This window comes from Skermanella aerolata KACC 11604 (assembly GCF_000936425.1).
Lineage (GTDB): Bacteria > Pseudomonadota > Alphaproteobacteria > Azospirillales > Azospirillaceae > Skermanella > Skermanella aerolata.
In genome coordinates this window covers 121,361-147,463 of the sequence record NZ_AVFK01000016.1, presented here as the reverse complement: position 1 = coordinate 147,463, position 26,103 = coordinate 121,361, and the positions used below count along the sequence as shown (strand labels likewise).

Below are 26,103 nucleotides of genomic sequence, written 5' to 3'. Positions count from 1 at the left end.
ATGACCAGCGTAATCGATACCAACGCCGCCCTTCTCCCAGGACTTCCGGGGAAGTCGGCCCTCGAAAAGCGGAACGCCAGGACGCTCCACCAGCCGAACTATCCGACGAAGTACGGCCGCACGGTGACGACCGGCTGGCTGGTCATTCTGACCGCCTTCGGCGGGCTCGCCGCATGGTCGACCTTCGCGCCGCTCAGCACCGCGGCGATCGCCAGCGGGACCATCGTGGTCGACAGCTTTCGCAAGTCGGTCCAGCACCTTCAGGGTGGCATAATCCAGGACATCCTGGTCCGCGACGGCCAGCATGTGGAGATCGGCGACGTCCTGCTGCGGCTCGATCCGACCCAGACGCGCTCGCTGGCCCAGATGCTGCGCGCCCAGGTCGACCTGTCGCTGGCCGAGGAAGCGCGGATGCTGGCGGAACGGGACGGACTTGCCACCATCAAGTTCCCGCCCCAGCTGCTGGAGCGGGCAAAGACCGAGCGCGATCTGGCGGAGACGCTGGCCGGCCAGCAACGCCTGTTCGACGCCCGGCGAGACAGCCTGACGGGCCAGACCTCGATCCTGCGCAACCGGATCGCCCAGTCGCTCGAGCAGATCTCGGGCATGGAGCTTCAGGAGAAGGCGAAACTGCGGCAGAGCGCGCTGCTGGACCAGGAACTGGCCGGCCTTCGCGAACTGGCCGAGCGCGGCAACGCCCCGACCAACAAGGTGCTCCAGTACCGGCGTGAAGTGGAAGTGCTGATCGCCGAACGGGGCGAGATCCTGGCCCGTATCGCCGGCGTCCGCCAGTCGATCGGCGAAGCCGAGCTTCAGATCACCCAGGCCCGCAAGACCTTCCTGGAGCAGGTCGAGACCGACCTTCGCACCACCCAGGCCAAGCTGTTCGAATCGTCGGAACGGCTGCATGCCACCACGGCCGAACTGAGCCGCATGGAAGTGCGCGCACCCGAAGCCGGAATCGTCGTGGACATGGCGGTCCATACGGTGGACGGCGTAATCGCTCCGGGCAGCCGCATCCTGGACATCGTGCCGCAGAACGACCATCTGGTCGTCGATGCCCAGATCCAGCCGGCCGATATCGACGGCCTTGAAGTCGGCATGCCGGCCGAGATCCGCTTCCCGGCCTTCAATCAGCGCACCACGCCGATGATCCACGGCCAATTGAAGACGGTTTCCGCCGACCGGCTGATCGACCCCAAGACCAACCAGCCCTACTTCAACGTCCGGGTTCTGGTGGACGACAAGAGCAAGGAAAGCATCGCCAACCTCAACATGATCCCCGGCATGCCTGCAGAGGTCGTGATCAAAAAGGGCGAGCGGACGTTGATGTCGTACCTGCTCCAGCCGATGAGCGAGACCATCGTCCGGGCCATGCGCGAGTAGAAAGCGGAAGTTGGATTGTGGAGTTGTTGGGCCACGGCCCAACCTACGCATCACTCGTAGGTTGGGCCGTGGCCCAACGCGTTTCATCAACTCCCACAGGATTCAAGCGTGGCCGGCTTCGCCGGACAGCATCGACAGGCTGACGCCCAGCTTGGCGATCGCGCGTTCCCACTTCGTGTCGAGATCGCGGTCGTAGAGCAGTGCGTCGTCCGCCGGGGCGTTGAGCCAGCCGTTCGCCTGCATTTCCGCATCGAGCTGACCAGGTCCCCAACCGGCATAGCCAAGCGCCAGCATGGCGTTCTTGGGGCCGCGGCCGTCAGCGATGGCGCGCAGGATATCGACGGTGGCGGTGAGGGCCACATCGTCGTCCACCGTCATGGTGCCTTCGCGCACGAAATCGGTGGAGTGCAGAACGAAGCCACGACCCGACTCGACTGGTCCGCCGAAATGCACCCGCATGTTGGCGGCATGGCCGGGCGTGTCGATTCCAAGTTGTTCCAGCAGATCGGGGAACGTAATGGACCCGAACAGCTTATTGATCACCAAGCCCATGGCGCCATCTGGATTATGGGCGCAAATATAGATGACCGAGCGCTGAAAACGCTGGTCCGGCATGGCCGGCATGGCGATCAGCAATTGGCCGGTCAGATACTGGGGCGTGCGCGTTGCTTCAGTCATTCGTGCCGTTCCGTATTCCTCAAGGCCCGAAATGTGGTGGCTGATCTCACCGTATCAACAGGCCTGACGAAAGTGTGACAGCACCTGCGACGGCTTGCCACCTATAATACCGAGCATGGAAACACAAAATCCGAGCGCCATGATCAGCAAATCCACCTTGCGCAGCGTCGCCACCGGACTTTTCGTGCTCCTGGCGGCGCTGCTCGCCGCCAACCTGCCGGCCCATGGCGCCAGCGGTCCGTGGCAACAGACCGACACGGTCGAGGGCCGGCTGATCGCCGCCGTCGAAGGTACGGGAGAGGGCGCCGGTACGCTCGACCGTGTCCCGCTCGGACTGCATCTCAAGATGAAGCCGGGCTGGAAGACCTACTGGCGCTCCCCCGGCGATGCCGGCCTGCCGCCGCAGGTGTCCTGGGACGGCAGCGGCAACCTCGCCGGCACCGATTTCCGCTGGCCGGCGCCGCACCGCTTCACTTTGTTCGGGATCGAGACCTTCGGATACGACGGCGAAGTCGTCTTTCCGATCACTGCCAGGCCGGCTCAGGCGGGCCAGCCGCTCGATCTGAAGGCCTCCGTCGATCTGCTGGTATGCAGCGACATCTGCGTTCCCCAGCACCTGGACCTGACCCTGCAAGTACCCGCCGGCCCGGCTGCGTCGAGCGGCGCCGACGCCAACCTGATCGCCCGGTTCGCGTCGTACGTGCCGGGAGACGGCACGGCATCCGGGCTTGGGATCGAGAGCGTACGGACCTCCGGCAAGGGCTTGGAGGTCGCCGCCACGGCGCGCGAGCCGTTCGTCGATCCTGACGTGTTCGTCGAAAATGCCGCAGGCGCGGTATTCGGAGCGCCTAGCGTCGCTTTCGCCGACGGCAACCGGCGGATCACCGTCACACTCCCGTCCTCCGGCCAGCCGGTGCCGCTGGACGGGCTGCCGATGACGCTGACGCTGGTGGACGGCGCCCGCAGCCTGGAAACTGTTGCTACCGTCAATGCAGGCGGCGGCGTCAGTCAGGGTTTGGGCGGAGTGCCCGGCCTGATCGCGATACTGGGTTTCGCCCTGATCGGCGGGTTGCTGCTGAACCTGATGCCCTGCGTGCTGCCCGTCCTGTCGCTGAAGCTGCTGTCGGTGGTCGGCCATGGCGGAAGTGCTCCACGGGACATCCGCGCCGGCTTCCTGGCATCCGCTGCCGGCATCCTGTTCTCCTTCATGGTGCTGGCGGGTGCTGCCATCGCGCTGAAGCTGACGGGCTCGGCGGTGGGCTGGGGAATCCAGTTCCAGCAGCCGCTGTTCCTGGTCTTCATGGTGGTGCTGGTCACCGGCTTCGCCGCCAATCTCTGGGGCCTGTTCGAAATTCCGCTGCCCCGCGCCATCGCGGACGCGGCCCTGGGCGGACATCACGGGGGCGGACATCACGGGGGCGGGCAGCACTCCACCAGCCTGGGTGGCCACTTCGCTACCGGGGCGCTGGCGACGCTGCTGGCGACGCCCTGCTCGGCCCCGTTCCTGGGGACCGCCGTCGGCTTCGCGCTCGCGCGCGGTCCGCTGGAGATCCTTGCCGTCTTCGCGGCCCTGGGGCTCGGACTCGCCCTGCCCTACCTGCTGGTGGCCGCCTTCCCGGCGCTGGCCGCGCGGCTGCCGCGCCCCGGCCGCTGGATGCTGGTGCTGCGCCGGATACTGGGCGGCACGCTGGCCCTGACCGGCGTTTGGCTGCTCACCGTCCTGGCAGTCCAGGTCAGCCCCGCGGCGGCCCTGGCGGTCGGCGCGCTGATGGCGACCCTGGTCCTGGTCCTGGCGATCCGCAAGCGCCTGCCCGGCCGTGCCCGAGTCGCGGGCGGGGCGCTGGCGGCCGTGCTTGCGTTGGCCGCTTTCGGCTTGCCGATGGCGCTGGACCGCCATGCATCGCAGGCGGCTGCCGCAATCGACGGACGATGGACGCCGTTCGACAAGGCCGCGATCAGGGAGCAGGTGGCCGCCGGGCGGACGGTGTTCGTCGATGTCACCGCCGACTGGTGCATCACCTGTCAGGCCAACAAGAAGCTCGTGCTGACGCGCGGGACCGTCGCCGAGCGGCTGTTCGGTTCCGGCATCGTACCGATGCGGGCGGACTGGACCCGGCCCGACGATCGGATATCGTCCTACTTGGCCGAGCATGGGCGCTACGGCATCCCGTTCAACATCGTCTACGGTCCGGGCGCCCCCGACGGCGTTGCCCTGCCGGAATTGCTGACGGAGGCGGCCGTGCTGGCGGCACTGGATCGCGCCCGTTGAGTGGAATGCTCCTTGCGACGGAACGCCGCACCGGTCTACATCTCTGATACCAATTACACGAAGGGAGAGCCCCAACCATGACGATTCAGGCCGGCGACAAGTTTCCGTCCGTCACGCTCAAGCACCTGACATCCAACGGCATGCAGGAAGTCAGCACCGACGAGTTGTTCGGCGGCAAGAAGGCCGTCCTGTTCGCGGTGCCCGGCGCCTTCACCCCGACCTGTTCGGCCAAGCACCTGCCGGGCTTCGTCGATCGCATCGACGAGTTCAAGGCCAAGGGCTACGACGTGGTCTGCATGGCGGTGAACGATCCCTTCGTGATGGAAGCCTGGGGCAAGTCCACCAATGTCGGCGACAAGATCACGATGCTGCCTGACGGCAACGGCGAGTTGACCCGGGCGCTGGGCCTGGAGATGGACGGCAGCGGCTACAGCCTGGGCCAGCGCAGCAAGCGCTTCGCCATGGTGATCGAGGACGGCGTGGTGAAGACGCTGAACGTCGAAGCGCCGGGAGCGTTCGAGGTTTCCAGCGCCGACGCCGTCCTGAAGGCGATCTGACCGGGTCGGGATACTGGGCCGGCGTGCTCGGTATCCCGAATGTTGCGGCCTTATGTAATGAACTCGGCTCTGGAACATGGTTAAGGCGCAGCGGCGGACTTGGGTTTGGTGGTTCGATCAGCCGCCGGAACGGCTTTGGCCGCTGCTGGCGGATACGCCGCGCTTCAACGAAGCCATGGGACTGCCGAAGTATCAGGTCGAGGAAATCCCGCGTCCCGACGGCACCGTGCTGCGAATCGGAAGCGGCACGGCCGGGGGTTTCCGGCTGGAATGGGAGGAGGAGCCGTTCCAATGGATTGCTCCCCATGGCTTTACCCAGACGAGGCGGTTCCGCAAAGGGCCGTTCTCGACAGTCAGCCCGACCCTGAAGCTGACGCCGGAGCGCGGCGGCACCGAGGTCTCCTATACGCTTGAAGCGGCCCCTTCCAATCCGCTGGGCTGGCTGCTGCTGCGGCTGGGCTTTCTCGACAAGTTCGGAACCAAGACCGAAAAGCTGGTCCGGGAAGCGGCTGCGCATGCCGCCGACACCAAGCCCCATCCCTTCGACTATGCGGCGCCTCCGGTAGATCCGGCAGTGACGCAGCGGATCGATGGCATGGTGGCGGCGCTGGAGGAAAGCGGCAACGGCCATGGATTGGCCCGGCGGCTGGCCGACCATCTTCTGACGGCGCAGGAGGTCGACCTGCTCCAGATCCGGCCGCTGGCGCTTGCCCGTAGCTGGGACTCGGCCCCGCGCCCGGTGATCGAGCTTTGCCTGGGCGCCGTCAAGACGGGGCTGCTGACGCTGCGCTGGAACCTGCTGTGCCCGCGCTGCCGAGGAGCGAAGGCGACGGCCGCCACGCTGGACCGGCTGCCGAGCGGCGCCCATTGCCCATCTTGCAACATCGACTACGGCCGTGACTTCACCCGCAACGTCGAACTGACCTTCCAGCCCGCCCCGGCACTCCGCCCGTTGACCGAAGGCGAGTATTGCCTTGCCGGGCCGATGACCACGCCGCACGTCCATGTCCAGCAGACGCTGGAGCCGGGCGAGGTCCGCAGCCTGTCGGTCGACCTGCCGGCGGGATGGTGGCGGCTGCGGACCCTGGAGCCCGGCGGGTCCGTCGATCTGGACTGGCGGGAACCCGGCGCCGCCAGCTTTCCGCTGATCGTCGCTGATGGCGACACGGTCCGCGCCGTCCCGCAGGCATCCCCTGGTCCGCTGAGCCTGGAGAACCGAGCGTCCCATCCGCTGACGCTGGTGGTGGAGCGGCGCGACTGGGTCGCGGATGCGCTGACCGCGCATCAGGTGACGGCCTTGCAGGCCTTCCGCGACATGTTCTCGGACGAGGTGCTGCGGCCCGGCGACGAGGTGGCTATCGGTACCGTCACCCTGATGTTCACCGATCTCAAGGGATCGACGGCGCTCTACGACCGGGTCGGCGACGCCCATGCCTTCCATATGGTGCGGGAGCATTTCGCCGTGCTTGCCAAGACGGTGCGGGAGCATGACGGCGCCATCGTCAAGACCATCGGCGACGCCGTCATGGCGGCCTTCGCCGATCCGGCCGATGCGGTCAGGGCGGCGCTGGCGATCCAGTCCGCACCGCCGGAAGGACTGGCGATCAAGATGGGATTGCATTCCGGCGCTTGCGTCGCCGTCACGCTGAATGGACGGCTCGATTATTTCGGCTCCACCGTCAATCTGGCGGCGCGGCTGGAAGGGTTGAGTCAAGGCGGCGATATCGTCCTGTCCGATCGTTTGGCATCCGATCCGGTCGTTTCGGCTGTGATATCACCGTTGCATTCCTTGGTGGAATCGGCGGAATTGAAGGGTTTTGGGGCACCGGTCAGCTTTCGCCGTCTTGTTCCCGACATGGTTAATTCGTATACCGCTCTGTCTTAAGGGGCTGCCGGAAGGGTGGCGCCGAACCCTTTCGGGAGGAGTGGATGTCGGATCTGCGGCAGGTATTCGCCGCCATTCTGCCGTTGCTGATCAGCCTCGGCATTCTGGTCCTGGGTAACGGCCTGTTCTCCACGCTGCTTGCCGTCCGCATGGGGATCGAGGAGTTTCCGGTCGACCGGATCGGCCTGATCATGGCGGCTTACTCGGTCGGTTTCGTCCTTGGAACGTTACGCGGCCCTGTCGTGGTCGAGCGAGTCGGCCATATCCGCGCCTTTGCCGCTTTCGCCGCCATTGCGGCGATCTCGGCGCTGGTCCACGCCATCGTGATCGACCCGATCGTCTGGCTGCTGCTGCGCGTGGTGGCCGGCTTCTGCCTTGCCTGCCTGTTCACGATCACGGAAAGCTGGATCAACGCGTCGTCCTCCAACACGGTGCGCGGGCAGGTGCTGTCGGTCTACATGACGGTCAACTACCTGTCCTACGGCTCATCCCAGTCGCTGCTGACGGTGATCGATCCCGGCGGGTTCCAGATTTTCAGTCTGGTCGCCATCCTGGTGGCGCTTTCGCTGGTGCCGCTGGCCCTGAGCCGGACCCAGACCCCCGGATCGGTCGGCACCAAGCGCCTGCGGATGATCGAGATCGTCCGGATCTCGCCCCTGGGCGTGGCCGGCTGTATCGGAGCCGGATTGATCAACGGCGCCTTCGGCAGCATGGGCCCCGTCTACGTCCAGGCGCGCGGCGGCAGCGTGGAGGATGTGGGATTGTTCATGATGGTCGCGATCTTCAGCGGCTTCGTGATGCAGTTTCCCATGGGTCGCCTGTCGGACCGGTTCGACCGCCGCACGGTCTTCCTGGGCGCCATCGCCGGGGTGTCGGCGGCGGCCCTGTCGCTCGCCTTCGCCGACGACGTCCCTAACCTGATCTTCGCGATCATGCTGGGCCTTTATGGCGGTCTGGCCTACTCGATCTACCCGATAGCACTGGCCCACGCGAACGACTTCATGCGCCTGGAGGAGGTCGTACCGGCCAGCGCCGGCCTGCTGCTGATGTTCGGCGTCGGGTCGGCGGCCGGTCCGATCCTGGCTTCCCACGTGATGGGGCTGGCGGGCTTCAACGGGCTGTTCCTGTACATCGGCGCCATCGCGGGCATGCTGGCGCTGTTCACGCTCTATCGCATGACGGCGCGGCAGGCGAAACCGCTGGAGGAACAGGGCGTCTTCGTGCCCATGCCGCAGACCGCCACCACCCCCATCGCGATGGAGCTGAGCCCGCGCGCGGAAGCCGCCAACGAAGATTCGGCGCAGCTTGCCTTCGACTTCGATGCGGCACCGGAAGCCATTTCCGATGCTACCCCCCGGGCAGAGGCGGCGGAGTGACCATCCAGGGCTTCCGCACGGCGAATTGGGGAAATAATCGAGCGTTCGGCAACGTTATTAATCCTGTAATGCCTTTGCGCCATATTGAGAACACGCCGATAGCATCAAAATTGGTGAAATGACGTTACGCGGAGCCATTCGGCTCCGTACTCAGGACGCCGCACCCCCACTGGAAGGCCGTTTGCCGTGCTTCCCCCCTCACTCGCCGACCGGCTCCGCCGCTTCGTCCCGTTTCCGCATGCCTGGACCGCGCGTGCCTTGCCGGGGCTTCTGACGGCGGCGCTGCTGTTGCTGGGATCGAGCCTGGCCGGTGCGGAAGACATCCGATTCTTCCGGATCGGAACCGGAACGACGGGAGGAACGTATTTCCCGGTCGGCGGGATGCTTGCCAATGCGATCAGCAATCCACCGGGATCTCGCCCCTGCGACCGCGGCGGAAGCTGCGGCGTTGCCGGTTTGATCGCCGTGGCGCAGGCGACCCAGGGATCGGTCGAGAACCTGAAGGAGATGCGGACCGGCACGCTCGAATCGTCGCTGTCGCAGGCCGATATCGCGTTCTGGGCGCATCAGGGGATCGGCCCCTACAAGGGTCAGCCGGCTTTCGAGCAACTGACCTCGATCGCCAACCTCTACACCGAGACGGTGCATGTCGTGGTCCGGGCCGAAAGCGATATTCGGAACATCGGCGACCTGCGCGGCAAGGTGGTATCGGTCGGCGAGGAAGGCTCCGGCACGCTGGTCGAGGCACGCGTCATCCTGGAGGCTTACGGCCTCGGCGAAAAGGACATGGAGGCACGCTACCTGAAGCCCGGTCCGGCCGGCGACCGGCTGGTCGAGCACGATATCGACGCCTTCTTCATCGTAGGCGGCCATCCCGTCGCGGCCGTGGCGGAAGCCGCGGCGCGGACTCCCGTCAGGCTGCTGTCGTTCGACGATCCGCATGGCAAGAGCCTGAAGGAGCACCTGCCCTTCTTCACCGAATCGGTAATCGACGAGGGCGTCTACGAAGGCGTCCTGGCGACCCGGACCCTGGGCGTCGGCGCCCAGTGGCTGGTGCGCGGCGACGTGCCCGAAGAATTGGTCTACGGCATCACCCGCGCGCTGTGGCACCCGAACACGCGCCGGCTGCTAGACAGCGGACATCCCAAGGGGCCGTCGATCCAGCTTGCCAACGCGCTGAACGGATTGGCGGTTCCCCTGCATCCGGGAGCCGCGCGCTACTACCGGGAGGCCGGCGTCCTGAAGCAGGCGGCCGAGCCGGAAGCGCCGCCCCTGGAGAAGGCCCCGGCCCCGGAAGAGCCGGTCACCCGCGACGACGCGCCGGCGCAATAGGCGAGCTCAGAGCAGCGCGCCCCATGGCTCCGCGGCGCCGGCGGCATACCATTCGCGCATGGCGGGCAGGCCTAGCACGGTGGAGACGTACGCCTGCGAAACCTCGTCCAGCTCGACGCAATATGTATCAAGTCGCGTGCAGACCGGCGCGTACATGGCGTCGGCTGCCGAGAACCGGCCAAACAGGAACGGACCGTCGGCGCCGAAACGGGCCCTGGCGTCGCGCCAAACCTGGGTGATGCGGGCGATATCGGCCAGGGATTCGGGCGTACGTCCCTCCTGCGGATGCTTGTCGGTCACGTCCATCGGCATGTTCCGGCGCAGATCGACGAAACCGGAATGCATTTCCGCCGCGATCGAGCGGGCGACGGCGCGGGCTCCCCGATCGTCGGGCCACAGCCCCGCCTCGGGGTAGGTTTCCGCCAGATACTCCAGGATCGCCATCGAATCATAAACGGTCAGGTCGCCGTCGATCAGCACCGGGACCTTGCCGGCCGGCGAATACCGCAGGATTTCGGCCTTGGTTTCCGGCTGGCGCAGGGGAATGGTGATCTCGTCGAACGGCACGCCGATCTGCTTCAGCGCCAGCCAGGGACGCAATGACCACGATGATGAGGCTTTATTGCCGATGACGAGGGTAAGATCGCTCATATTGTCCGCCGGTTTCTTCTGGATTGATGATTTCGCGGGAGATTAGTTGTTACCAGCCCATGCTGAAAGCATCCTGTGGATACTCCATGAAGCCATCCGGCGCTTCAGGCTTTTCAGAGGCAGCCCGGCAGGCCATGTTGGAGAACATTGCATCCTTGGGCCGCATATGTGGCTTCTACCCGTCCTCGCCATGAAGGAACAGTGACTTGCTGACCCACCTGCGCCCCATCGCCGGCGCCGATTCGGTTCCGCTCACCCCCGTAACCAAGGATGGCCTGGAAAGCTGGCTGTCCGGCCAGCCGGCGACGGTCCGCGCCTGGGTCTCCGGCATCGGCTTCAAGGGGGAGCCGGGCAAGACGGCGCTCCTGCCCGGCGCCGATGGCGGCTTCGCCCGCGTGCTGGCCGGCATCGATGCGGCGGACTTCTGGGCTTATGGCGGCCTTCCGGCATCGCTGCCCCCAGGCGATTATCATATCGACGCCGATCTCGACCGTGAAACGGCGACGCGCGCGGCGCTTGGCTGGGCGCTGGGCACCTACGCCTTCACCCGCTACAAGTCCGGCAACGGCAAGACCTTCGCGACGCTGGCATGGCCGGAACGGGCCGACCGCGCCGAAGTCGAGCGGATCGCCACGGCGACGTATCTGGTCCGTGACCTGATCAACACCCCCGCCAGCGACATGGGACCGGAGGAGCTTGCCCAAGCGGCCGAGACGCTGGGCGACGAGTTCAACGCCAAGGTCAAGGTGATCGTCGGTGACGACCTGCTCAAGAAGAACTATCCGGCCATCCACGCCGTCGGCCGGGCCAGCACGCGGGCGCCCCGGCTGATCGACCTGACATGGGGCGACAAGGACGCGCCGGGCGTGACTCTGGTCGGCAAAGGCGTCTGCTTCGATACCGGCGGCCTGGACCTGAAGCCGTCCAGCGGCATGCTGCTGATGAAGAAGGACATGGGCGGGGCAGCCCATGTGCTGGGCGTCGCCCGGATGATCATGATGGCGGAACTGCCGGTCCGGTTGCGTGTGCTGATCCCGGCGGTCGAAAACTCCGTCTCCGGCGACGCCTTCCGTCCGCTCGACGTGCTGGCGACCCGCAAGGGGCTGACCGTCGAGGTCGGCAATACCGACGCCGAGGGCCGCCTGGTCCTGTGCGACGCGCTGGCCAAAGCGGTGAACGACAAGCCAGAGGTGATCATCGACTTCGCCACCCTGACCGGCGCCGCCCGAGTCGCGCTGGGCACGGAGCTTCCGGCGCTGTTCAGCAACGACGATGCCCTGGCTGACGGGCTGCTGAAGGCGGCCGAGTCGCAGTCCGATCCGATGTGGCGCCTGCCCTTGCATCAGCCCTACGCCAAGCTGCTGGACAGCAAGGTGGCCGACCTCAACAACGTCGGAAGTGGACCGTTCGCGGGGGCTATCCTTGCGGCCTTGTTCCTGGAGCGATTCGTCGAGAAGACCACACCCTGGGCGCACCTGGACGTCATGGCATGGAATCCGTCGTCCAAACCGGGACGGCCCGAAGGGGGTGAAGCCTTGGGTATGCGTGCGGTTTACTCTTATTTGGAGAGCCGCTATGCCAAAAGCGCTTAAACTCTTGCTCAAAAGGGATCGTTTCGGCAGATTCCCGGTTGCGACCCGATACGTCCGGGTGGTGTATCGGGAGTCACGAAATGCCTCACAAGCTCCAAGCCCTCGATCTTTGGCGCAATGTTCTCGTTTCGAGTGTGAAACAGGCCGGCCCGGATCTGTCGTCGCGTCAATTAGCCCTGCTCCTGACCGTCTACCTGACGCCGCCGCCCCATACGGTGCGCGGACTCGCCGGCACTCTCAGCATTTCGAAGCCGGCGATCAGCAGGGCGCTCGACCGGCTAGGACGGCTGGGCTTCGTCCGGCGCAAACGCGACGACGCCGACCGGCGGAACGTGCTGGTTCAGCGCACCGTCAAGGGATCGGTGTTCCTGACGGAATTCTCCCAGCTGGTGCTGACGTCGCAGCAGGCCGCGATGGCGGAAGCTACCGTGGAAGCGGGGGCCGGCCCTGTGGATATCCCACCGCAACCTTTGCCGGAGGATGCATCCAATGAGCTTGTCCTTGCCGGATCCCCGGACTAATCCTTACCGCCCCGATCTGGCGGCGGCGCATCTGGAAGGCCTCGTTCAGGCCGAACGATTCATCGAAGGCGTGCCGTGCCAGCTTCGTACCGGCTTCGCAACGGTCAAGGCACAGCCGGACTTCGAGGCCCGCCAGACGACACAGGCGCTGTTCGGCGAAACGGTCACCGTCTACGAGGAGCATGACGGCTGGGTCTGGGGCCAGATCGAGACCGACGGCTATGTCGGCTACCTGCGCCTCGACACGCTGTGGGGCGAAACCCCGGTGCCGACCCATCGGGTCAGCGCCATCCGGACGTTCCTGTTTCCGGAGCCGGATCTCAAAAGCCCGACGCTCGACGTGCTTAGCCTGACCTCCCGCGTCGCGGTGACCGGCGAGACCAACGGCTTCGCCGAGCTTGAACAGGGCGGCTGGGTCTTCATGAAGCATCTGGCCGGGCTGGACGAGGTCGCACCGGACTATGTGGCGACGGCGCGCAAGCTGACCGGCGCGCCTTACCTGTGGGGCGGCAAGACCAGCATGGGATTGGATTGTTCCGGTCTCGTACAGGTAGCGCTGGATGCCGCCGGCCTGACAGTGCCACGCGACAGCGACCAGCAGGCGCAGGCGATCGGCGAGGCGGTGGCAGACGTCAGTGCCCTGCGGCGCGGCGACATCGTCTTCTTCCCCGGCCATGTCGGGATCATGACGGGGCCTGACCTGCTGCTGCACGCCAACGCCTTCCACATGATGGTGACGGAAGAGCCGTTGGCCGAGGTGGTGGCGCGGGGCGCGCAGATTACCGGCGTGCGAAGGATCGCCTGATCAGTAGCCTCGCTTGCGGTCCACCAGGTTTTCCAGCGGTTCTCCGGCTTCGAACCGCCGGATCTGCTCCGCGAGGTGACCGACCGACGTCCTGGCGTGGGTCACGGCGGCGACATGGGGGGTCACGATCACCCGTTCATGGCTCCAGAACGGGTGATCGGGCGACAGCGGTTCCTGGCCGAAGACGTCAAGGCTGGCGCCGGTGATATGGCCGCTGTCGAGAGCGGCCAGCATGTCCGCCTCGTTGACGTGTCCGCCGCGCGCGACATTGACGACGCAGGCGCCCTTCGGCAGGGCGGCCAGCGTTTCCCAGTTGAGGATGCCGGCGGTCTCCTCCGTCAGCGGAAGCAGGCAGACTAGGATCTCGGTTTGGGCCAGGAAGGCGGCCAGACCGGCGGCGCCGTGGAAGCAGGTCATTCCCGGCAGGTCCCGCGCCGACCGGCTCCAGCCGGCCACGTCGAACCGAAGCTCCGTCAGTACCCGCGCCGCATCGGCCCCAAGGACACCGAGGCCGAGGATGCCGACCCGACGCTCCCGCGCCAGCTTCTGCGGCAACTGCCGCCAGACACCGTCGCGCTGCTGTGCCCGGTAGGCTTCCATCTGGCGATGCCAGTGCAGCACCTGGAGCACGACGAACTCGGTCATGCCCTCGGTCAGCCCCGGCTCGACCATGCGGACCAGCGGCAGGTCCGGCAGTTCGGGATCGCTCAGGACGCCGTCCACCCCGGCCCCCAGCGACAGCATGACCTTCAGGTTCGGCAACTGCTTCAGCACGCCGGCCGGAGGGCGCCAGATCATGGCGTAGTCGATGTCGTAGGGATCGCCGATATCGGGCCATACCCGCACCTCGCGGTCGGGAAGCTGGCGATGCAGTTCCGGAAGCCATTCGGCGGAACTATCGGACGGGGACAGGAACAGGATCGCCATCGGCTGCAAACCTTCGGACTCTACGAATCAAGAATCGTAAAGTCCTCTCACAGCTTGCCCGATACGGCAAGCCGATGCTTGCGATGAGGCGTGAGAAGGCGACGGGTGCGTTTTCCGCTTATCCGGTCTTCCTGCTATGTTCCATGAAAGCGCGCAACATCGCGTTCATCCGAGACTGATAGCGGCTGCCGCCGCCCTTGAAGTAATCGACTACATCGGCATCGAGGCGCAACGAAATCAGCTTCTTGGCCGGCATGGTCAGCTTAGCGGACTTGAACCATGCCTCGTCGAGGATCGGGGCGGCGTCGGGATCGTCGGCAACCGCACGTTCTATATCCTCGTCTGTCAGAGCATCGACTTCGGCCCAATCGGTCTTACTCTTCCTGTCCCTCGCCTTCAGGTCGCTCAACGATACTTTGGTGATACGCGCGTCGTTCGGCATGGTTCGTTTTCCTCGCAGAGATGATGCGGCGGCTTCCTCTCCGCTAGGTGTGTCTTGCCGCGTCAATCCTTATACGGCAGCCGGTACCCTTGTCGTCGGCATCTTGGCGCCGCTGGTGTCGCTGCCCTTCATAAGGGCCATGTTGACCTTGGCGCCGGTCATGTCGGCGAAGCGGAGGATGACGCCGTCGGCGGAGCGGCAGCGGAGGTCGGCGTCGTTCAGGCGGGCGTATTGCAGGTTGGTCGGCCACGCCCGGTCCGACGCCGCCACCTGGACGCTCAGCAGGATGCTGTCGAGCAGGGTAGCCCGTGTCAGGTTGACCCGGCGCAGGCTGCATCCGGACAGGTTGGCGCCGCGCAGGTCGGCGCCCGTCAGGTTGCAGTAGCTGAGATCCGCCATCATCAGGTTGGTGCCTGAGAGATTGGCATTGCGGAGGTTGCAGCGCTGGATCTTGGCGGCGGACAGATCGACCTCTCCCAGCGGAGCGCCGCTGAGGTCGGCGAGGTCGAGTTCCAGCCGCTGTCCGGTGCGGCCTTCGCTGTCGAGCCAGTCCTGATGCAGCGACAGCAGTTCGAACAGCCGCTCACCCAGCGGGACGAGGTTGCCTTCCGGGTTGATGCCGTGCCGCGCCATGTCGGCGATGGTCTCTTCATCCAGCAGCGCGCCGCACAGCAGCGCTCCCGCCAGCGTCGTGTTCTTCAGCGTGGCGCCCGAGAGATCGGTCGAGACCAGGATTGCGCCGGTCAGATCGGCGCCGGAAAGATCGGCATCGACCAGTTCGGCGCCGGTCAGGTCGCAGTTCCCCAGGTTCGATCCGACCAGGATCGCGCGGCTGAGATTGGCATCGACCAGTTCGGTGCGCCGGCTCAGGGGCATTGCGGAAAGGGGCTGACGCTTGGTGGAGACTGCTCCCAGCGACCCGGTGCGGAGATCGGCGCCGGCAAGGTTGGCTTCCGCCAGATTGGCGCCGTTGAGGCAGGCGCCGCGCAGGTCGGCGCCCAGCAGGTCGGCCCCGGAAAGATTGGCTCCTTCGAGGTCCGCCATCATCAGGACGGTGGCCTTGAGGTCTGACTTGGACAGGTTGCTGCCGGCGAAACTCGCGCCGACGAGCTTGGCGTTGCGCAAAGCCACGCCGGCAAGCGGAAGCTGCGACATATCGTAGAAGCTGAGATCGGCGTTTATGCCGCCACGCACGCCGTTCACCCATTTTCGGTGAGAGTTCAGGCGCTTCTTCAGCTCGGCGATATAATCGGCACTGTGGCCGGTGACCGGGTTAGACATCGGTGAGCCACGCAATCTGCCCTGGAGAGGAGGCGACACCGGGTAATATCCGGCAAATTACTTAAGCATATAATAACTTGCTGCGGCGCAGCATGATGAAGCCGTTGATAGGGTTTTCGGGAAAGTTCCGACCTGTCGGGCGACTTTCAGCCATGGCGGAGTTGTTGGGCCACGGCCCAACCTACGAAGAAGGAGCCGGTAGGTTGGGCTGTGGCCCAACAACTCCGCGCGGACAAACGATCTGGGCTACCTCACATCCGTACGTCGCCGGTTTTGACCGCCACGAGGTTGAGCGCCGCTGCTATCAGCGCGCGGGTGTATGCCTGCTGGGGCGCCTCGAAGATCTGGCGGGTCGGACCCGACTCGACCACCTTGCCGTCCTTCATCACCAGCACGTCGTTGGACAGCGCCCTGACCACCTTCAGGTCGTGGCTGATGAACAGATAGGCGAGGTTGTGGCGGACCTGGAGGTCGCGCAGCAGATCGACGATCTGGGCCTGGACCGACATGTCGAGCGCCGAGGTCGGCTCGTCCAGCACGACGAAACGGGGTTTCAGCACCATGGCGCGGGCGATGGCGATGCGCTGGCGCTGACCGCCGGAGAACTCGTGCGGGTAGCGGTTGCGGCTGGACGGGTCGAGGCCGACTTCCTCCAGCGACTTCGCGATCATCGCCTCGCGTTCCTTGCCGCTGCCGATGCCATGGATCTTCAGCCCCTCGCCAATGATCTGGGCGACCGACAGGCGGGGGCTGAGGCTGCCGTAGGGGTCCTGGAAGACTACCTGCATCTCGCGGCGGAGCGGCCGCATCTTGGCGGACTGCCAACCCTGGATGTCCTTGCCGTCGAAGCGGATGGCGCCCTGGCTGGCGTGGAGGCGGAGCAGCGCCAGCCCCAGCGTGGTCTTGCCGGACCCGGATTCGCCGACGACTCCGACCGTGTGCCCTTCCCGCACTGTCACGTCGATGCCATCGACCGCGCGGACGTAATCGACGGTCCGGCGCAGCAGGCCCTTCTTGATCGGGAAATGGACCTTGATGTCGCGCGCGGTCATGACATCCGCCGCATTGGCCGGCGGCGGCGCCGGGTTGCCCTTGGGCTCCGCCGCCAGCAGGCGCTGGGTGTAGGGGTGCTTGGGGCCGGCGAACAGGGCGGCGTTGGTGCCCTTCTCGACGATCTCGCCGTGGTTCATGACGCAGACATGGTCGGCCATCTTGCGGACGATGCCGAGATCGTGGGTGATCAGCAGCAGCGCCATGCCGAAGCGGCGTTGCAGGTCCTTCAGCAGTTCCAGGATCTGGGCCTGGATCGTCACGTCGAGGGCGGTGGTCGGTTCGTCCGCGATCAGCAGGTCGGGCTCATTGGCGAGCGCCATTGCGATCATGACGCGCTGGCGCTGGCCGCCGGACAACTCGTGCGGATAGGCGGCCAAGCGCTTTTCCGCTTCCGGCAAACCTACCAGCCGCAGCAGTTCCAGCGTCCGCTTGCGGGCGGCCGAGCGGGTCAGGCCCTTGTGCAGGAACAGGGTCTCGTTGATCTGCTTCTCGATGCTGTGCAGCGGGTTGAGCGAGGTCATCGGCTCCTGGAAGATCATGGAGATCCGGTCACCGCGCACCTCGCGCAGGGTCTTCTCGTCGGCGCCGACCAGTTCGGTCCCCTTGAAGCGGATGCTGCCGCCGGGGTGGTCCGCCACGGGATAGGGCAGAAGCTGGAGGATCGACAGCGCGGTCACCGACTTGCCGGAACCGGATTCGCCAACCAGCGCCATCGTCTCGCCCGGCTTGATGTCGAACGACACGCTTTTGACCGCATGCATCGTGCTGCCGGAAAGCCGGAAATCGACGGACAGGTCGCGGACGGAAAGAAGCTCGCTCATGACCTGCGTTCCTGCTGGCAAGTTATTGGTGTCGTCATTCGGCGGCGGCCTTCTTCGCCACTGGTCTTGCCGACGGCTTCAAGGCGGAGCCGGTGCCCGGCAGCGGCCCTACGGTCTTGCGCGGGTCGAAGGCATCGCGTACCGCTTCCCCGATGAAGATCAGCAGGCTCAGCATGATCGCGAGGGTGAAGAACGCGGTCAGGCCGAGCCAGGGCGCCTGGAGGTTGGCCTTACCCTGCGCCAGCAACTCGCCAAGGGAGGGCGAGCCGGGCGGCAAGCCGAATCCTAAGAAGTCCAACGCAGTCAGGGTCGTGATCGAGCCGTTCAGGATGAACGGCATGAAGGTCAGCGTCGCCACCATGGCGTTGGGCAGGACGTGGCGGAACATGATCAGCGCGTCCCCCGCCCCCAGCGCGCGGGCCGCCCGGACATAGTCGAAGTTGCGGGCACGCAGGAACTCCGCCCGGACGACGCCGACGAGGCTCATCCAGGAGAACAGCAGCAGAAGCCCAAGCAGCCACCAGAAGTTCGGCTCCACGACGCTGGCTAGGATGATCAGCAGGTAGAGCGTCGGCAGACCGGACCAGACTTCGATGAAGCGCTGGAACAGCAGGTCGGTGGTTCCGCCGAAATAGCCCTGCACGGCGCCGGCCGCGATCCCGACGATCGAGGACAGGATGGTCAGCGTCAGCCCGAATAGGATGGAGATCCGGAAGCCGTAGATCAGCCGGGCAACCACGTCGCGGCCCTGATCGTCAGTGCCCAGCCAGTTCTCGGTCGAGGGTGGAGCCGGCGCCGGGACCGACAGGTTGTAGTTGATCGTCCGATACGAGTAGCGGATCGGCGGCCAGACCATCCAGCCCTTCTCGTTTATCAGGTCCTGGACGAAGGGGTCGCGGTAGTCGGCCTGGGTCTCGAACTCCCCGCCGAAGGTGGTTTCCGGATAGACCGTGAAGACGGGCGCGTAGAAATTACCGTCGTAGCGGACCAGCAGGGGCTTGTCGTTGGCGATGAACTCGGCGAACAGGCTGAGCGTGAACAGGATCAGGAAGATCCACAGCGACCAGAAGCCGCGCCGGTTGGCCTTGAAGTTATGAAGCCGCCGCCGGGTGATCGGCGTGATCTTCATGCCAAGGAAACGGTCCTGGGGGAGCGGCGATGCGGTAGCCGACGACGTCGCCATCACGTCTTCCTCGATTCGAAGTCGATGCGCGGATCGACCGCGACATAGGCCAGATCGCCCGCCAGATTCATCAGCAGTCCCAGCAGGGTGAAGAAATAGAGCGTGGCGAACATAACGGGATAGTCACGGTTGATCGCCGCCTCGAATCCCAGCAACCCCAGCCCATCCAGCGAAAAGATCACCTCGATCAGCAGAGACCCGGTGAACAGGATGCTGATGAAGGCGCTGGGAAACCCTGCGATGACGATCAGCATGGCGTTGCGGAAGACGTGGCCGTAGAGCACCTGACGCTCGTTCAGCCCCTTGGCCCGCGCCGTGATGACATACTGCTTGTTGATCTCTTCCATGAAGCTGTTCTTGGTCAGCATGGTCAAGCCGGCGAACCCGCCGATCACCAGGGCCACCACCGGCAGGGTGATGTGCCAGAAATAGTCCAGGACCTGTTGCCACCACGGCATAAAGGCCCAGCCCTCGCTGGTCAGGCCGCGCAGGGGGAACCAATCCAGATAGCGCCCGCCGGAGAACAGTACGATCAGCAGCACGGCGAACAGGAAGCTGGGGATGGCGTAGCCGACGATGACGACGCCGCTGGTCCAGATATCGAACTTCGAGCCGTCCTTCACAGCCTTGCGGATGCCGAGCGGGATCGAGATCAAATAGACGATCAGCGTCGTCCATAAGCCCAGCGAGATCGAGACCGGCATCTTGTCCAGCACCAGATCGACCACGCGCTGGTCGCGGAAGTAGCTGGTGCCGAAGTCGAAGACCAGATAGTCGCCCATCATCTTCAGGAAGCGCTCGTGCATCGGCTTGTCGAAGCCGAACTGCTGTTCCAGCTGCTTGATGAACTCGGGGTCGAGGCCCTGAGCGCCCCGGTACCGGCCTGTGAACTGCTCTCCTCCGCCCGACTGCTGGGCCTGCGGCGGCAGGTCGGAACCGCCCGATGTGCCGCCGATACGCGCGGTGGCGTCCACGCCGGTCCCCTGAAGCTGGGACAGCATCTGTTCGATCGGACCGCCGGGGGCAGACTGCACGATGACGAAATTGATCACCATGATCCCGATCAGCGTCGGGACGATCAGCAGCAGGCGGCGGACGATGTAGGCCAGCATCCTGGGGTTCCTTGATTTACGCCTGTTTCAGGTCCAGCGACGCCTACTGCGATGCCCGCTTGTCGGCGGCCATCCACCACGTTCCCGGAAAGCCTATCGAATACCGCGCCTTCTTCTCCGGGTAGCCGAACTTGTTCCAGTACGCCAGCCAGGACTCGTCGTTGTACCATTGCGGGATCTGGTACCAGCCCCACAGCAGAACCCGGTCGAGCGCCCGGTTGGTCGCGGCCAGGGTTGGCAGGTCCTTGGCTCCGATCAGTTCCTCGATCAGGCCGTCGACGACGGGGTCCTTTATGCCGGGAATATTGGCGGACCCCCGGACATCGGCGGCGGCAGAACCGAAATAGCTGCGCTGCTCGGCGCCCGGCGGCGGGAAGAAGTTCAGCGATACAGCCAGCAGGTCGTAGTCGAAGTCGTCGACGCGCACCTGATACTGGGACGTATCGACCACCCGGATCGACGCGTCGATCCCGGCGCGGCGCGCGTTCTGGACGAAGGGCTCGGTCACCCGCACGAGCGAGGGGCTGACCAGCAGGATTTCCATCCGCATCTGGTCGCCGGCCGCATTGACCAGCCTGTTGTTCTTCAACTCCCAGCCGGCTTCGCGGAATAGCCGCAGCGCGTCGCGCAGGTTGTTGCGGATGTTGCCGGAAGCGTCGGTCACCGGCGGTTCGTAGGCCTTGGTCAGGACCTCCGGGCGGACCTTGTCCTTGTACTTCTCCAGAACAGCCAGTTCCGCCGGGTCCGGGGCGCCGCTGGCGCCGAATTCCGAATTGGGGAACCAGCTCTTCACCCGCTTGTACTCACCGAACAGGAGCGTCCGCTGAACCGACTCGAAGTCGTAGAGCAGGTTGATCGCCTCGCGGACCCTGACATCCTGGAACTGCGAACGGCGCAGGTTGAAGATATAGCCCTGAGTGCCCCTGGGAGTCTCGTCCGGCACCACCCGCTTGATCAGGTTGCCGTCCTTGACGGCGGGCACATCGTAGCTTTGGTTCCACCGCTGCGCACGGTTTTCCTGGCGGTAATCGATCCGCCCGGCCATGAAGGCTTCGAACAGGACGGTGTCGTCCAGGTAATAGTCGTAGCGGATCTGGTCGAAGTTGTTCAGTCCGCGATTGACCGGCAGGTCCGCTGCCCAATAGTCCGTAACCCGCTCGTAGGTGACCGACCGTCCGGGATCGACCGCCTTGATCCTGTAGGCGCCGCTGCCCAGCAGCGGCTCCAGCGTCGTCTTGGTGATATCACGGCCGTTGGCGTTCCACCAGTGACGGGGCAGCGGCGAGGACTGCGCCACCGTCAGCAGCGGCTTCATGCTGTTGCGGGTCTTGAAGGTGAACTTCAGCTTGTGCGGGTCCAGCACCTCGATGCCGCTGACATCCTCGTAGAAGCTCTGGAGGAAGGGGCGTCCGTACTGCTTGATCGTGTCGAACGCGAACTTGAAGTCGTCGGCGGTGATCGGCTGGCCGTCATGCCATCGCGCCTCGGGACGGAGGTTGAAGACGATCCAGCTCTTGTCTTCGGGATACTCGGCGTTCTCCGCGATCAGGCCATAGGCGGACGACAGCTCGTCCCCCGAGCCCGTCATCAGTCCGTCGGAGATCAAGCTGATGCCTGCCGGCCACTGGCCGCGCAGGATATAGGTGTTGAGGCTGTCGAAGCTGCCGAAGGCGCCCAGCACGACCGAACCGCCCTTGGGAGCGTCCGGGTTGGCGTAGGGCCAGTGCGGCATGTCGGGGCCGTAGAGCGGCTCGCCGAACTCCGCCATCGCCCAGGTGCGGGTGACTTTCTGTTCTGCCTCCTGCGCTGCAGCGGGCAGGAGGCCCCCAAGCATCAGGAATCCTGAACAAACGGCGGCGGCTAGCAGTCTCTTCATCCGGCTCTCATCCCTCATGCGGTCTTCCCGATACATGGTGTCGGGAGTTCAGCGTTGGCAGCCGAATCCGTTTAAATCAAGGCCAAAAGACCGATCCGGCTCAACGGCTGGCCGCCTTCTCCTCCTTCGACCACCACGTGGACGGGAAGCCGGTGTCGAAGCGGGGCTTCCGGTCCGGCCAGCCGAACTTGGTCCAGTACGCGATCCAGGTCTGGTCGTTGTACCATTGCGGGATCATGGCGTGCTGCCACAGCAGCACCCGGTCGAGCGCCCGCGAGGTCGCCTGGAGCTTGTCGTAGTCCCTGGCCGCGATGACTTCCTCGATCAGGGCATCGACGACGGGGTCCTTGATACCCGCATAATTGGCCGAACCCTTCACGTCGGCCGCGGCGGAGCCGAAATAGCTGCGCTGCTCGGTGCCGGGCGGCGGGAAGAAGTTGAAGAACACCATCACGGCATCGAAGTCGAAATCGTCGGTGCGCGCCTGATGCTGGGCGCTGTCCACGATCCGGATATTGGCGTCGATGCCGACGCGCTGAAGTCCGGTGACATAGGGCTGCATGACACGGACCATCGACTGGTTGTCGTCCAGGAACTCGATCCGCATCTGCTGCCCGGTCTTCGCGTTCACCAGCTTGTTGTCGCGGGTCTCGTAGCCGGCCTGACGGAACAGCGCCATGGCCTTGCGGACATTGTCGCGGTTGTTGCCGGAACCGTCGGTGCTGGGCGGCTCATAGGCGGTCGTGAAGACTTCGTCCGGCACGCGGCCCCGGTACTTCTCCAGGATCTCCAGTTCCGCCGGGGTCGGCGGGCCGCTGGCCCCGAACTCGCTGTTAGGGAAGTTGCTCTTCACCCGGCGATACTGGCCGTACAGGATGTTCTTCTGGAGCCACTCGAAATCGTACAGATACGCCAGTGCCAGCCGCACCTTGGGATCGCTGAACTGGGGCCGGCGCATGTTGAAGCGGATGCCCTGCGCGCCGAACGGCCGCTCGTTGGCGATCGCCCGCTTCTCGATCCTGCCGTCCTTGATCTGGGGAATGTCGTAGCCCGACGTCCAGCGCTGCGCCCTGTTCTCCTGGCGGAAGTCGTAGGCTCCCCCCTTGAACGCTTCGAACATCACGTCGTCGTCGCGGTAGAAGTCGGTCCGCACGGTGTCGAAGTTGTTCTGGCCGATATTGACGGCCAAGTCCGCCCCCCAGTAGTCGGCCACCCGCTCGTAGGTGATCGAACGGCCGGGATCGACCGCCTTGACCCTGTAGGGACCACTGGTCAGCGGCGGCTCCAGCGTCGTCTTGCCGATGTCCCGGCCGTCGGCGGTCCACCAGTGTTCAGGCTCCGGCGACAAGATGCTGGCGGCCCGGATCAGCGGCTTCATCTCGCCCCTGGTCTTGAAGCTGACCTTCAGGCGGTGCTCTTCCAGCGCCTCGACCTTCTCGACATCCTCAAGGAAGCTCTTGAGGAAGGGACGGCCGTGCTGCTCGATCGCGTTCCAGCCGAACACGAAGTCGGCGGCCGTGACCGGGTGGCCGTCGTGAAACTTCGCTTCGGGACGCAGGTTGAAGACGACCCAGCTCTTGTCCTCGGGGTACTCGGCGGTTTCGGCGATCAGGCCGTAGACCACTTCCAGCTCGTCGCCCGAGGAGACGAACAGCGAGTCGGAGATCAAGCCGATGCTGCGCGGCACCTGCCCGCGCAGGATGATCGAGTTGAGGCTGTCGAAACTGCCCGGCTCCGCCGTGACGACGCCGCCGCCCTTGGGGGCATCGGGGTTCACGTAGTCGAAACGCGGAAAACCCTCGGCGTATTTCGGCGTCGTGAACTCCGCCAGCGCGTGGGTTCGGGTGATACTCTCCTCCGCCCGGGCTACAGGCGCGAGGAGGATGAGGAACGCCGCGATGGCGGAGGCAAATTTCATCAGGACGCTACCGGCTACGGACGGGTTTCAGTCTTCGTCGTCATCGATGTCGTCGTCATCCTCGTCGTAATGCTCGTCCATCATCTCGAGGATGGCTTCATAATCGGGAGTATCGTCGACGAACTTCTGGAAGCGCTTCAGGTTGGTGCCCTGCTGAAGCCACGACTGGGCGGCCTCGGTATGCTCGGGATGGCAGGACAGCAGATAGAAGGCGGCCTGCTCGGGACGTTCCAGCTTCGTCTCCCCCAGTTGCTCCAGGACGGCGCCGACATAGAACGGCAGGACCTCGGCGAAGTCCTCCACGATCTCGACCTCCTCGACCTCGTCGTCGGCGGGAGCAACGACTCCGCCGCCACCGTGCCAGCCATTGACCTTTTCGCCGGAAACAGCGCGCTCCCCGCCTTCTTCGTCGCTCTCGTCGTCGTCGAGATCGTCGTCCTCGTCGCCGACATATTCGTCGTCCTCATCCTCGTCGTCGATGAAGTCGTCGTCCAGATCCTCCTCATCGCCTTCGAACGCCAGTTCGAGAGCATCGATGATTTCAAGGAACTGGGTGCTGCGCTGTTCCCAAGAGGGCGTGGCCTTCAATTCCGCGATCATCCGGTCGAGCATTTCCCGGATGTCAGTATCTGCGTTCTCGTAGGCTGACTTGGCTGGTTTAGGGATCAGCATGGCGAACATTCCCTGGTCTTAAAGCGCGAGTTCGAGGGAGCGGTGCCGCCGCATCGGGCGACTGCACGGAATCGAGTCTTACCAGATGGCGACACGAAAAGGGCAAGGAAAGAGATACGAAAATGAGGCTATCAACCTAATGGAGCCTCACCCAGACGGGCGAGCGCCTCGGCATGGGCGGCGGCGTCACCGGCGGCGACCACCCGCCCGTCGGACCCCCTGCCGAGCGGTGCTCCGCTCCAGTCCGTCATGACGCCACCCGCTCCTTCGACCACCGGGACCAGAGCCGCATAGTCGTAAAGTTTCAGGCCGGCCTCGATCACCAGATCGACGAAGCCCGCCGCCAGCAAACCGTAGGCGTAGCAGTCGCCGCCATACATGGGTAGCTTGACGGCCGTCGCGACTCGACGGAACGCCGTGTAGTCGTCGGGTCCGAACAGATCGGGAGAGGTCGTGTTGAGCGTCGCACGGCCGAGCGACGGGCAGGCCCGGACGCGGGCCGGCTTGCCGTTGAGGGTGGTCGGTTGCCCGACGGCCCCAACCCAGCGGTCGCCGGTGATCGGCTGGTCGATCACGCCGAGTACGGGACGGCCCCGGTACAGCAGGGCCACCAGCGTCCCGAAGGTCGGGCGGCCGGTGATGAAGGACTTGGTGCCGTCGATCGGGTCGATCACCCACAGCCAGTCGGCATCGCCGTTGGTCGTGCCGTGCTCCTCGCCGACGATGCCGTCGCCGGGACGCTCGGCGGCCAGGATGGCGCGGATCGCAGCCTCGGCTTCCCGGTCCGCGATCGTGACCGGCGAGCTGTCGGGCTTGTCGTCCACCGCGAAGGGCGTGCGGTAATAGCGCCGGATCACCGAACCGGCGGCGTCGGCCAACCGCACGGCCAGATCCGCTACGCCATCAGGCAAGACGATAGGGTCCGGCAAGGCCACGGGCGGTTCGGTCGAAGGGCTTGACGCCGTCATTATCGCAAATCCAGGCCGGCAGGAGGGAAAGGCATCCTAGCGGGGCTCTTCCCATCCCGCCAGCCGGATTACAACAGCGGCGTCGTCCGGCAGTTACGGCAGCGGCTGCGGGCTGTCGGACTGCGTGTTCAGCCAGGCGATCAGGTTGGCGCGGTCCTCGTCCTTCTTGATGCCGGCGAAGTTCATCTTGGTGCCGGAGATATAGGACTTCGGGTTCAGCAGGAAGTGGTTGAGCCCTTCGAAATCCCAGTTGCCCGGGGTGTTCTTCATGGCATCGCTGTAGGCGAAGCCTTCCTGGTGACCGTGCGGACCGCCGATGACGCCCCACAGGTTCGGCCCGACCTTGGCGGCGCCGCCCTTCTCGAACGAGTGGCAGGACGCGCAAGCTCTTGACACCCGCTCGCCGGCCGCCGGGTCGGCGCTGGCCAGCAACGGGGCCACCGGCGGAATTTCGGCGGGTTCACCGCCGGCAGGCGACGCCGCCGGCGCTATGGCGCTGGTATCGACCTGATAAGCGTTCTGCTCCAAATGCTTGGGCGAAACCAGTACTTCCGAGATGAAGCCGCTCATCATAGCAACGAGGCCGCCCAGCAGGATGGCCCCTGACAACTTGTTGAATTCCATGCTCGACATGCCGCGAGTCCCCAATTCCCTTGTAATTACCGCACGATAGCGGCCGAACCGCCGGCTGTCACGCGCAACGGCTTATTGTTTCGTTAACCGCAACATAGGCCCCTGTGTCGCAGGGGTCAGCCGCTTTAGCCGCTTGACCCTCAGGGCGAAATGTCGCACGCACAC

22 protein-coding genes are annotated in these 26,103 nt (G+C 65.1%); 9 read left to right on the top strand and 13 right to left on the bottom strand.

The window, feature by feature from the left end; genetic code table 11:
- A complete protein-coding gene (locus N826_RS19845; RefSeq protein ID WP_052831626.1) occupies positions 1-1,386 on the top strand; it encodes an HlyD family type I secretion periplasmic adaptor subunit in 1,386 nt (461 codons plus the stop codon).
- A gap of 102 nt (positions 1,387-1,488) precedes the next feature.
- Here the strand turns inward: N826_RS19845 and N826_RS19840 are convergent, their stop codons facing one another.
- Positions 1,489-2,064: a YqgE/AlgH family protein gene (locus N826_RS19840; RefSeq protein WP_044431662.1), complete on the bottom strand. Its 576-nt coding sequence runs from the start codon at positions 2,062-2,064 to the stop codon at positions 1,489-1,491.
- A gap of 139 nt (positions 2,065-2,203) precedes the next feature.
- On the opposite strand from N826_RS19840, the gene N826_RS19835 reads away from it, so the two are divergent.
- From N826_RS19835 to N826_RS19815, 5 genes are all read left to right on the top strand, one after another.
- Positions 2,204-4,333 (top strand): protein-disulfide reductase DsbD family protein, encoded by a 2,130-nt coding sequence (locus tag N826_RS19835; protein WP_084720923.1) that lies wholly within the window; start codon positions 2,204-2,206, stop codon positions 4,331-4,333.
- Positions 4,334-4,410: 77 nt separating this feature from the next.
- The gene (locus tag N826_RS19830) at positions 4,411-4,890 is read left to right on the top strand and encodes a peroxiredoxin (protein WP_044431661.1); all 480 of its coding nucleotides are present in this window, start codon (positions 4,411-4,413) and stop codon (positions 4,888-4,890) included.
- Between the two features lie 76 nt (positions 4,891-4,966).
- Entirely contained in the window at positions 4,967-6,775 is a 1,809-nt protein-coding gene (locus tag N826_RS19825) for an adenylate/guanylate cyclase domain-containing protein (protein ID WP_044431659.1), read from the top strand.
- 44 nt (positions 6,776-6,819) lie between these two features.
- Positions 6,820-8,151: an MFS transporter gene (locus N826_RS19820; RefSeq protein WP_044431657.1), complete on the top strand. Its 1,332-nt coding sequence runs from the start codon at positions 6,820-6,822 to the stop codon at positions 8,149-8,151.
- Between the two features lie 186 nt (positions 8,152-8,337).
- Positions 8,338-9,483, top strand: a complete 1,146-nt coding sequence (locus N826_RS19815; RefSeq protein ID WP_211099333.1) for a TAXI family TRAP transporter solute-binding subunit — start codon at positions 8,338-8,340, stop codon at positions 9,481-9,483.
- Positions 9,484-9,489: 6 nt separating this feature from the next.
- Here N826_RS19815 and N826_RS19810 read toward each other — a convergent pair whose 3' ends face one another.
- Complete coding sequence (locus N826_RS19810) at positions 9,490-10,134, bottom strand: glutathione S-transferase family protein (protein ID WP_044431656.1); 645 nt, start codon at positions 10,132-10,134, stop codon at positions 9,490-9,492.
- A 206-nt stretch (positions 10,135-10,340) separates the two neighbouring features.
- Between N826_RS19810 and N826_RS19805 the strand changes: the two genes are divergently transcribed.
- From N826_RS19805 to N826_RS19795, 3 genes are all read left to right on the top strand, one after another.
- Positions 10,341-11,726, top strand: coding sequence for a leucyl aminopeptidase family protein (locus tag N826_RS19805; RefSeq protein WP_044431654.1), 1,386 nt, complete (start codon positions 10,341-10,343; stop codon positions 11,724-11,726).
- Positions 11,727-11,806: 80 nt separating this feature from the next.
- Entirely contained in the window at positions 11,807-12,247 is a 441-nt protein-coding gene (locus N826_RS19800) for a MarR family winged helix-turn-helix transcriptional regulator (RefSeq protein ID WP_084720921.1), read from the top strand.
- Positions 12,216-13,052, top strand: a complete 837-nt coding sequence (locus tag N826_RS19795) for a C40 family peptidase (protein ID WP_044431652.1) — start codon at positions 12,216-12,218, stop codon at positions 13,050-13,052. The genes N826_RS19800 and N826_RS19795 overlap by 32 nt, the downstream gene beginning before the upstream one ends.
- Here the strand turns inward: N826_RS19795 and N826_RS19790 are convergent, their stop codons facing one another.
- The 11 genes from N826_RS19790 to N826_RS19740 all read right to left on the bottom strand — a co-directional run bounded on the left by N826_RS19790 (position 13,053) and on the right by N826_RS19740 (position 25,938).
- Positions 13,053-13,979, bottom strand: coding sequence for a 2-hydroxyacid dehydrogenase (locus N826_RS19790; RefSeq protein ID WP_044431650.1), 927 nt, complete (start codon positions 13,977-13,979; stop codon positions 13,053-13,055).
- Positions 13,980-14,097: 118 nt separating this feature from the next.
- A complete protein-coding gene (locus N826_RS19785; RefSeq protein ID WP_044431647.1) occupies positions 14,098-14,421 on the bottom strand; it encodes a BrnA antitoxin family protein in 324 nt (107 codons plus the stop codon).
- Between the two features lie 69 nt (positions 14,422-14,490).
- Positions 14,491-15,702, bottom strand: coding sequence for a pentapeptide repeat-containing protein (locus N826_RS19780; protein ID WP_044431644.1), 1,212 nt, complete (start codon positions 15,700-15,702; stop codon positions 14,491-14,493).
- A gap of 251 nt (positions 15,703-15,953) precedes the next feature.
- Positions 15,954-17,576, bottom strand: coding sequence for an ABC transporter ATP-binding protein (locus N826_RS19775; RefSeq protein ID WP_044431642.1), 1,623 nt, complete (start codon positions 17,574-17,576; stop codon positions 15,954-15,956).
- A gap of 34 nt (positions 17,577-17,610) precedes the next feature.
- On the bottom strand, positions 17,611-18,759 hold the full coding sequence (locus N826_RS19770) for an ABC transporter permease (protein WP_084720919.1): 1,149 nt from the start codon (positions 18,757-18,759) through the stop codon (positions 17,611-17,613).
- The gene (locus N826_RS19765) at positions 18,759-19,871 is read right to left on the bottom strand and encodes a microcin C ABC transporter permease YejB (protein ID WP_044431639.1); all 1,113 of its coding nucleotides are present in this window, start codon (positions 19,869-19,871) and stop codon (positions 18,759-18,761) included. Before N826_RS19765 ends, N826_RS19770 begins: the two co-directional genes overlap by 1 nt.
- 43 nt (positions 19,872-19,914) lie before the next feature.
- A complete protein-coding gene (locus tag N826_RS19760; RefSeq protein ID WP_044431637.1) occupies positions 19,915-21,747 on the bottom strand; it encodes an extracellular solute-binding protein in 1,833 nt (610 codons plus the stop codon).
- A gap of 100 nt (positions 21,748-21,847) precedes the next feature.
- Entirely contained in the window at positions 21,848-23,665 is a 1,818-nt protein-coding gene (locus tag N826_RS19755; protein ID WP_052831624.1) for an extracellular solute-binding protein, read from the bottom strand.
- 27 nt (positions 23,666-23,692) lie between these two features.
- Positions 23,693-24,337, bottom strand: coding sequence for a hypothetical protein (locus N826_RS40295; RefSeq protein ID WP_157599354.1), 645 nt, complete (start codon positions 24,335-24,337; stop codon positions 23,693-23,695).
- A 131-nt stretch (positions 24,338-24,468) separates the two neighbouring features.
- Positions 24,469-25,305, bottom strand: coding sequence for a histidinol-phosphatase (gene hisN, locus N826_RS19745; protein WP_084720917.1), 837 nt, complete (start codon positions 25,303-25,305; stop codon positions 24,469-24,471).
- A gap of 93 nt (positions 25,306-25,398) precedes the next feature.
- Complete coding sequence (locus N826_RS19740; RefSeq protein WP_044431632.1) at positions 25,399-25,938, bottom strand: c-type cytochrome; 540 nt, start codon at positions 25,936-25,938, stop codon at positions 25,399-25,401.
- Positions 25,939-26,103: the final 165 nt, after the last annotated feature.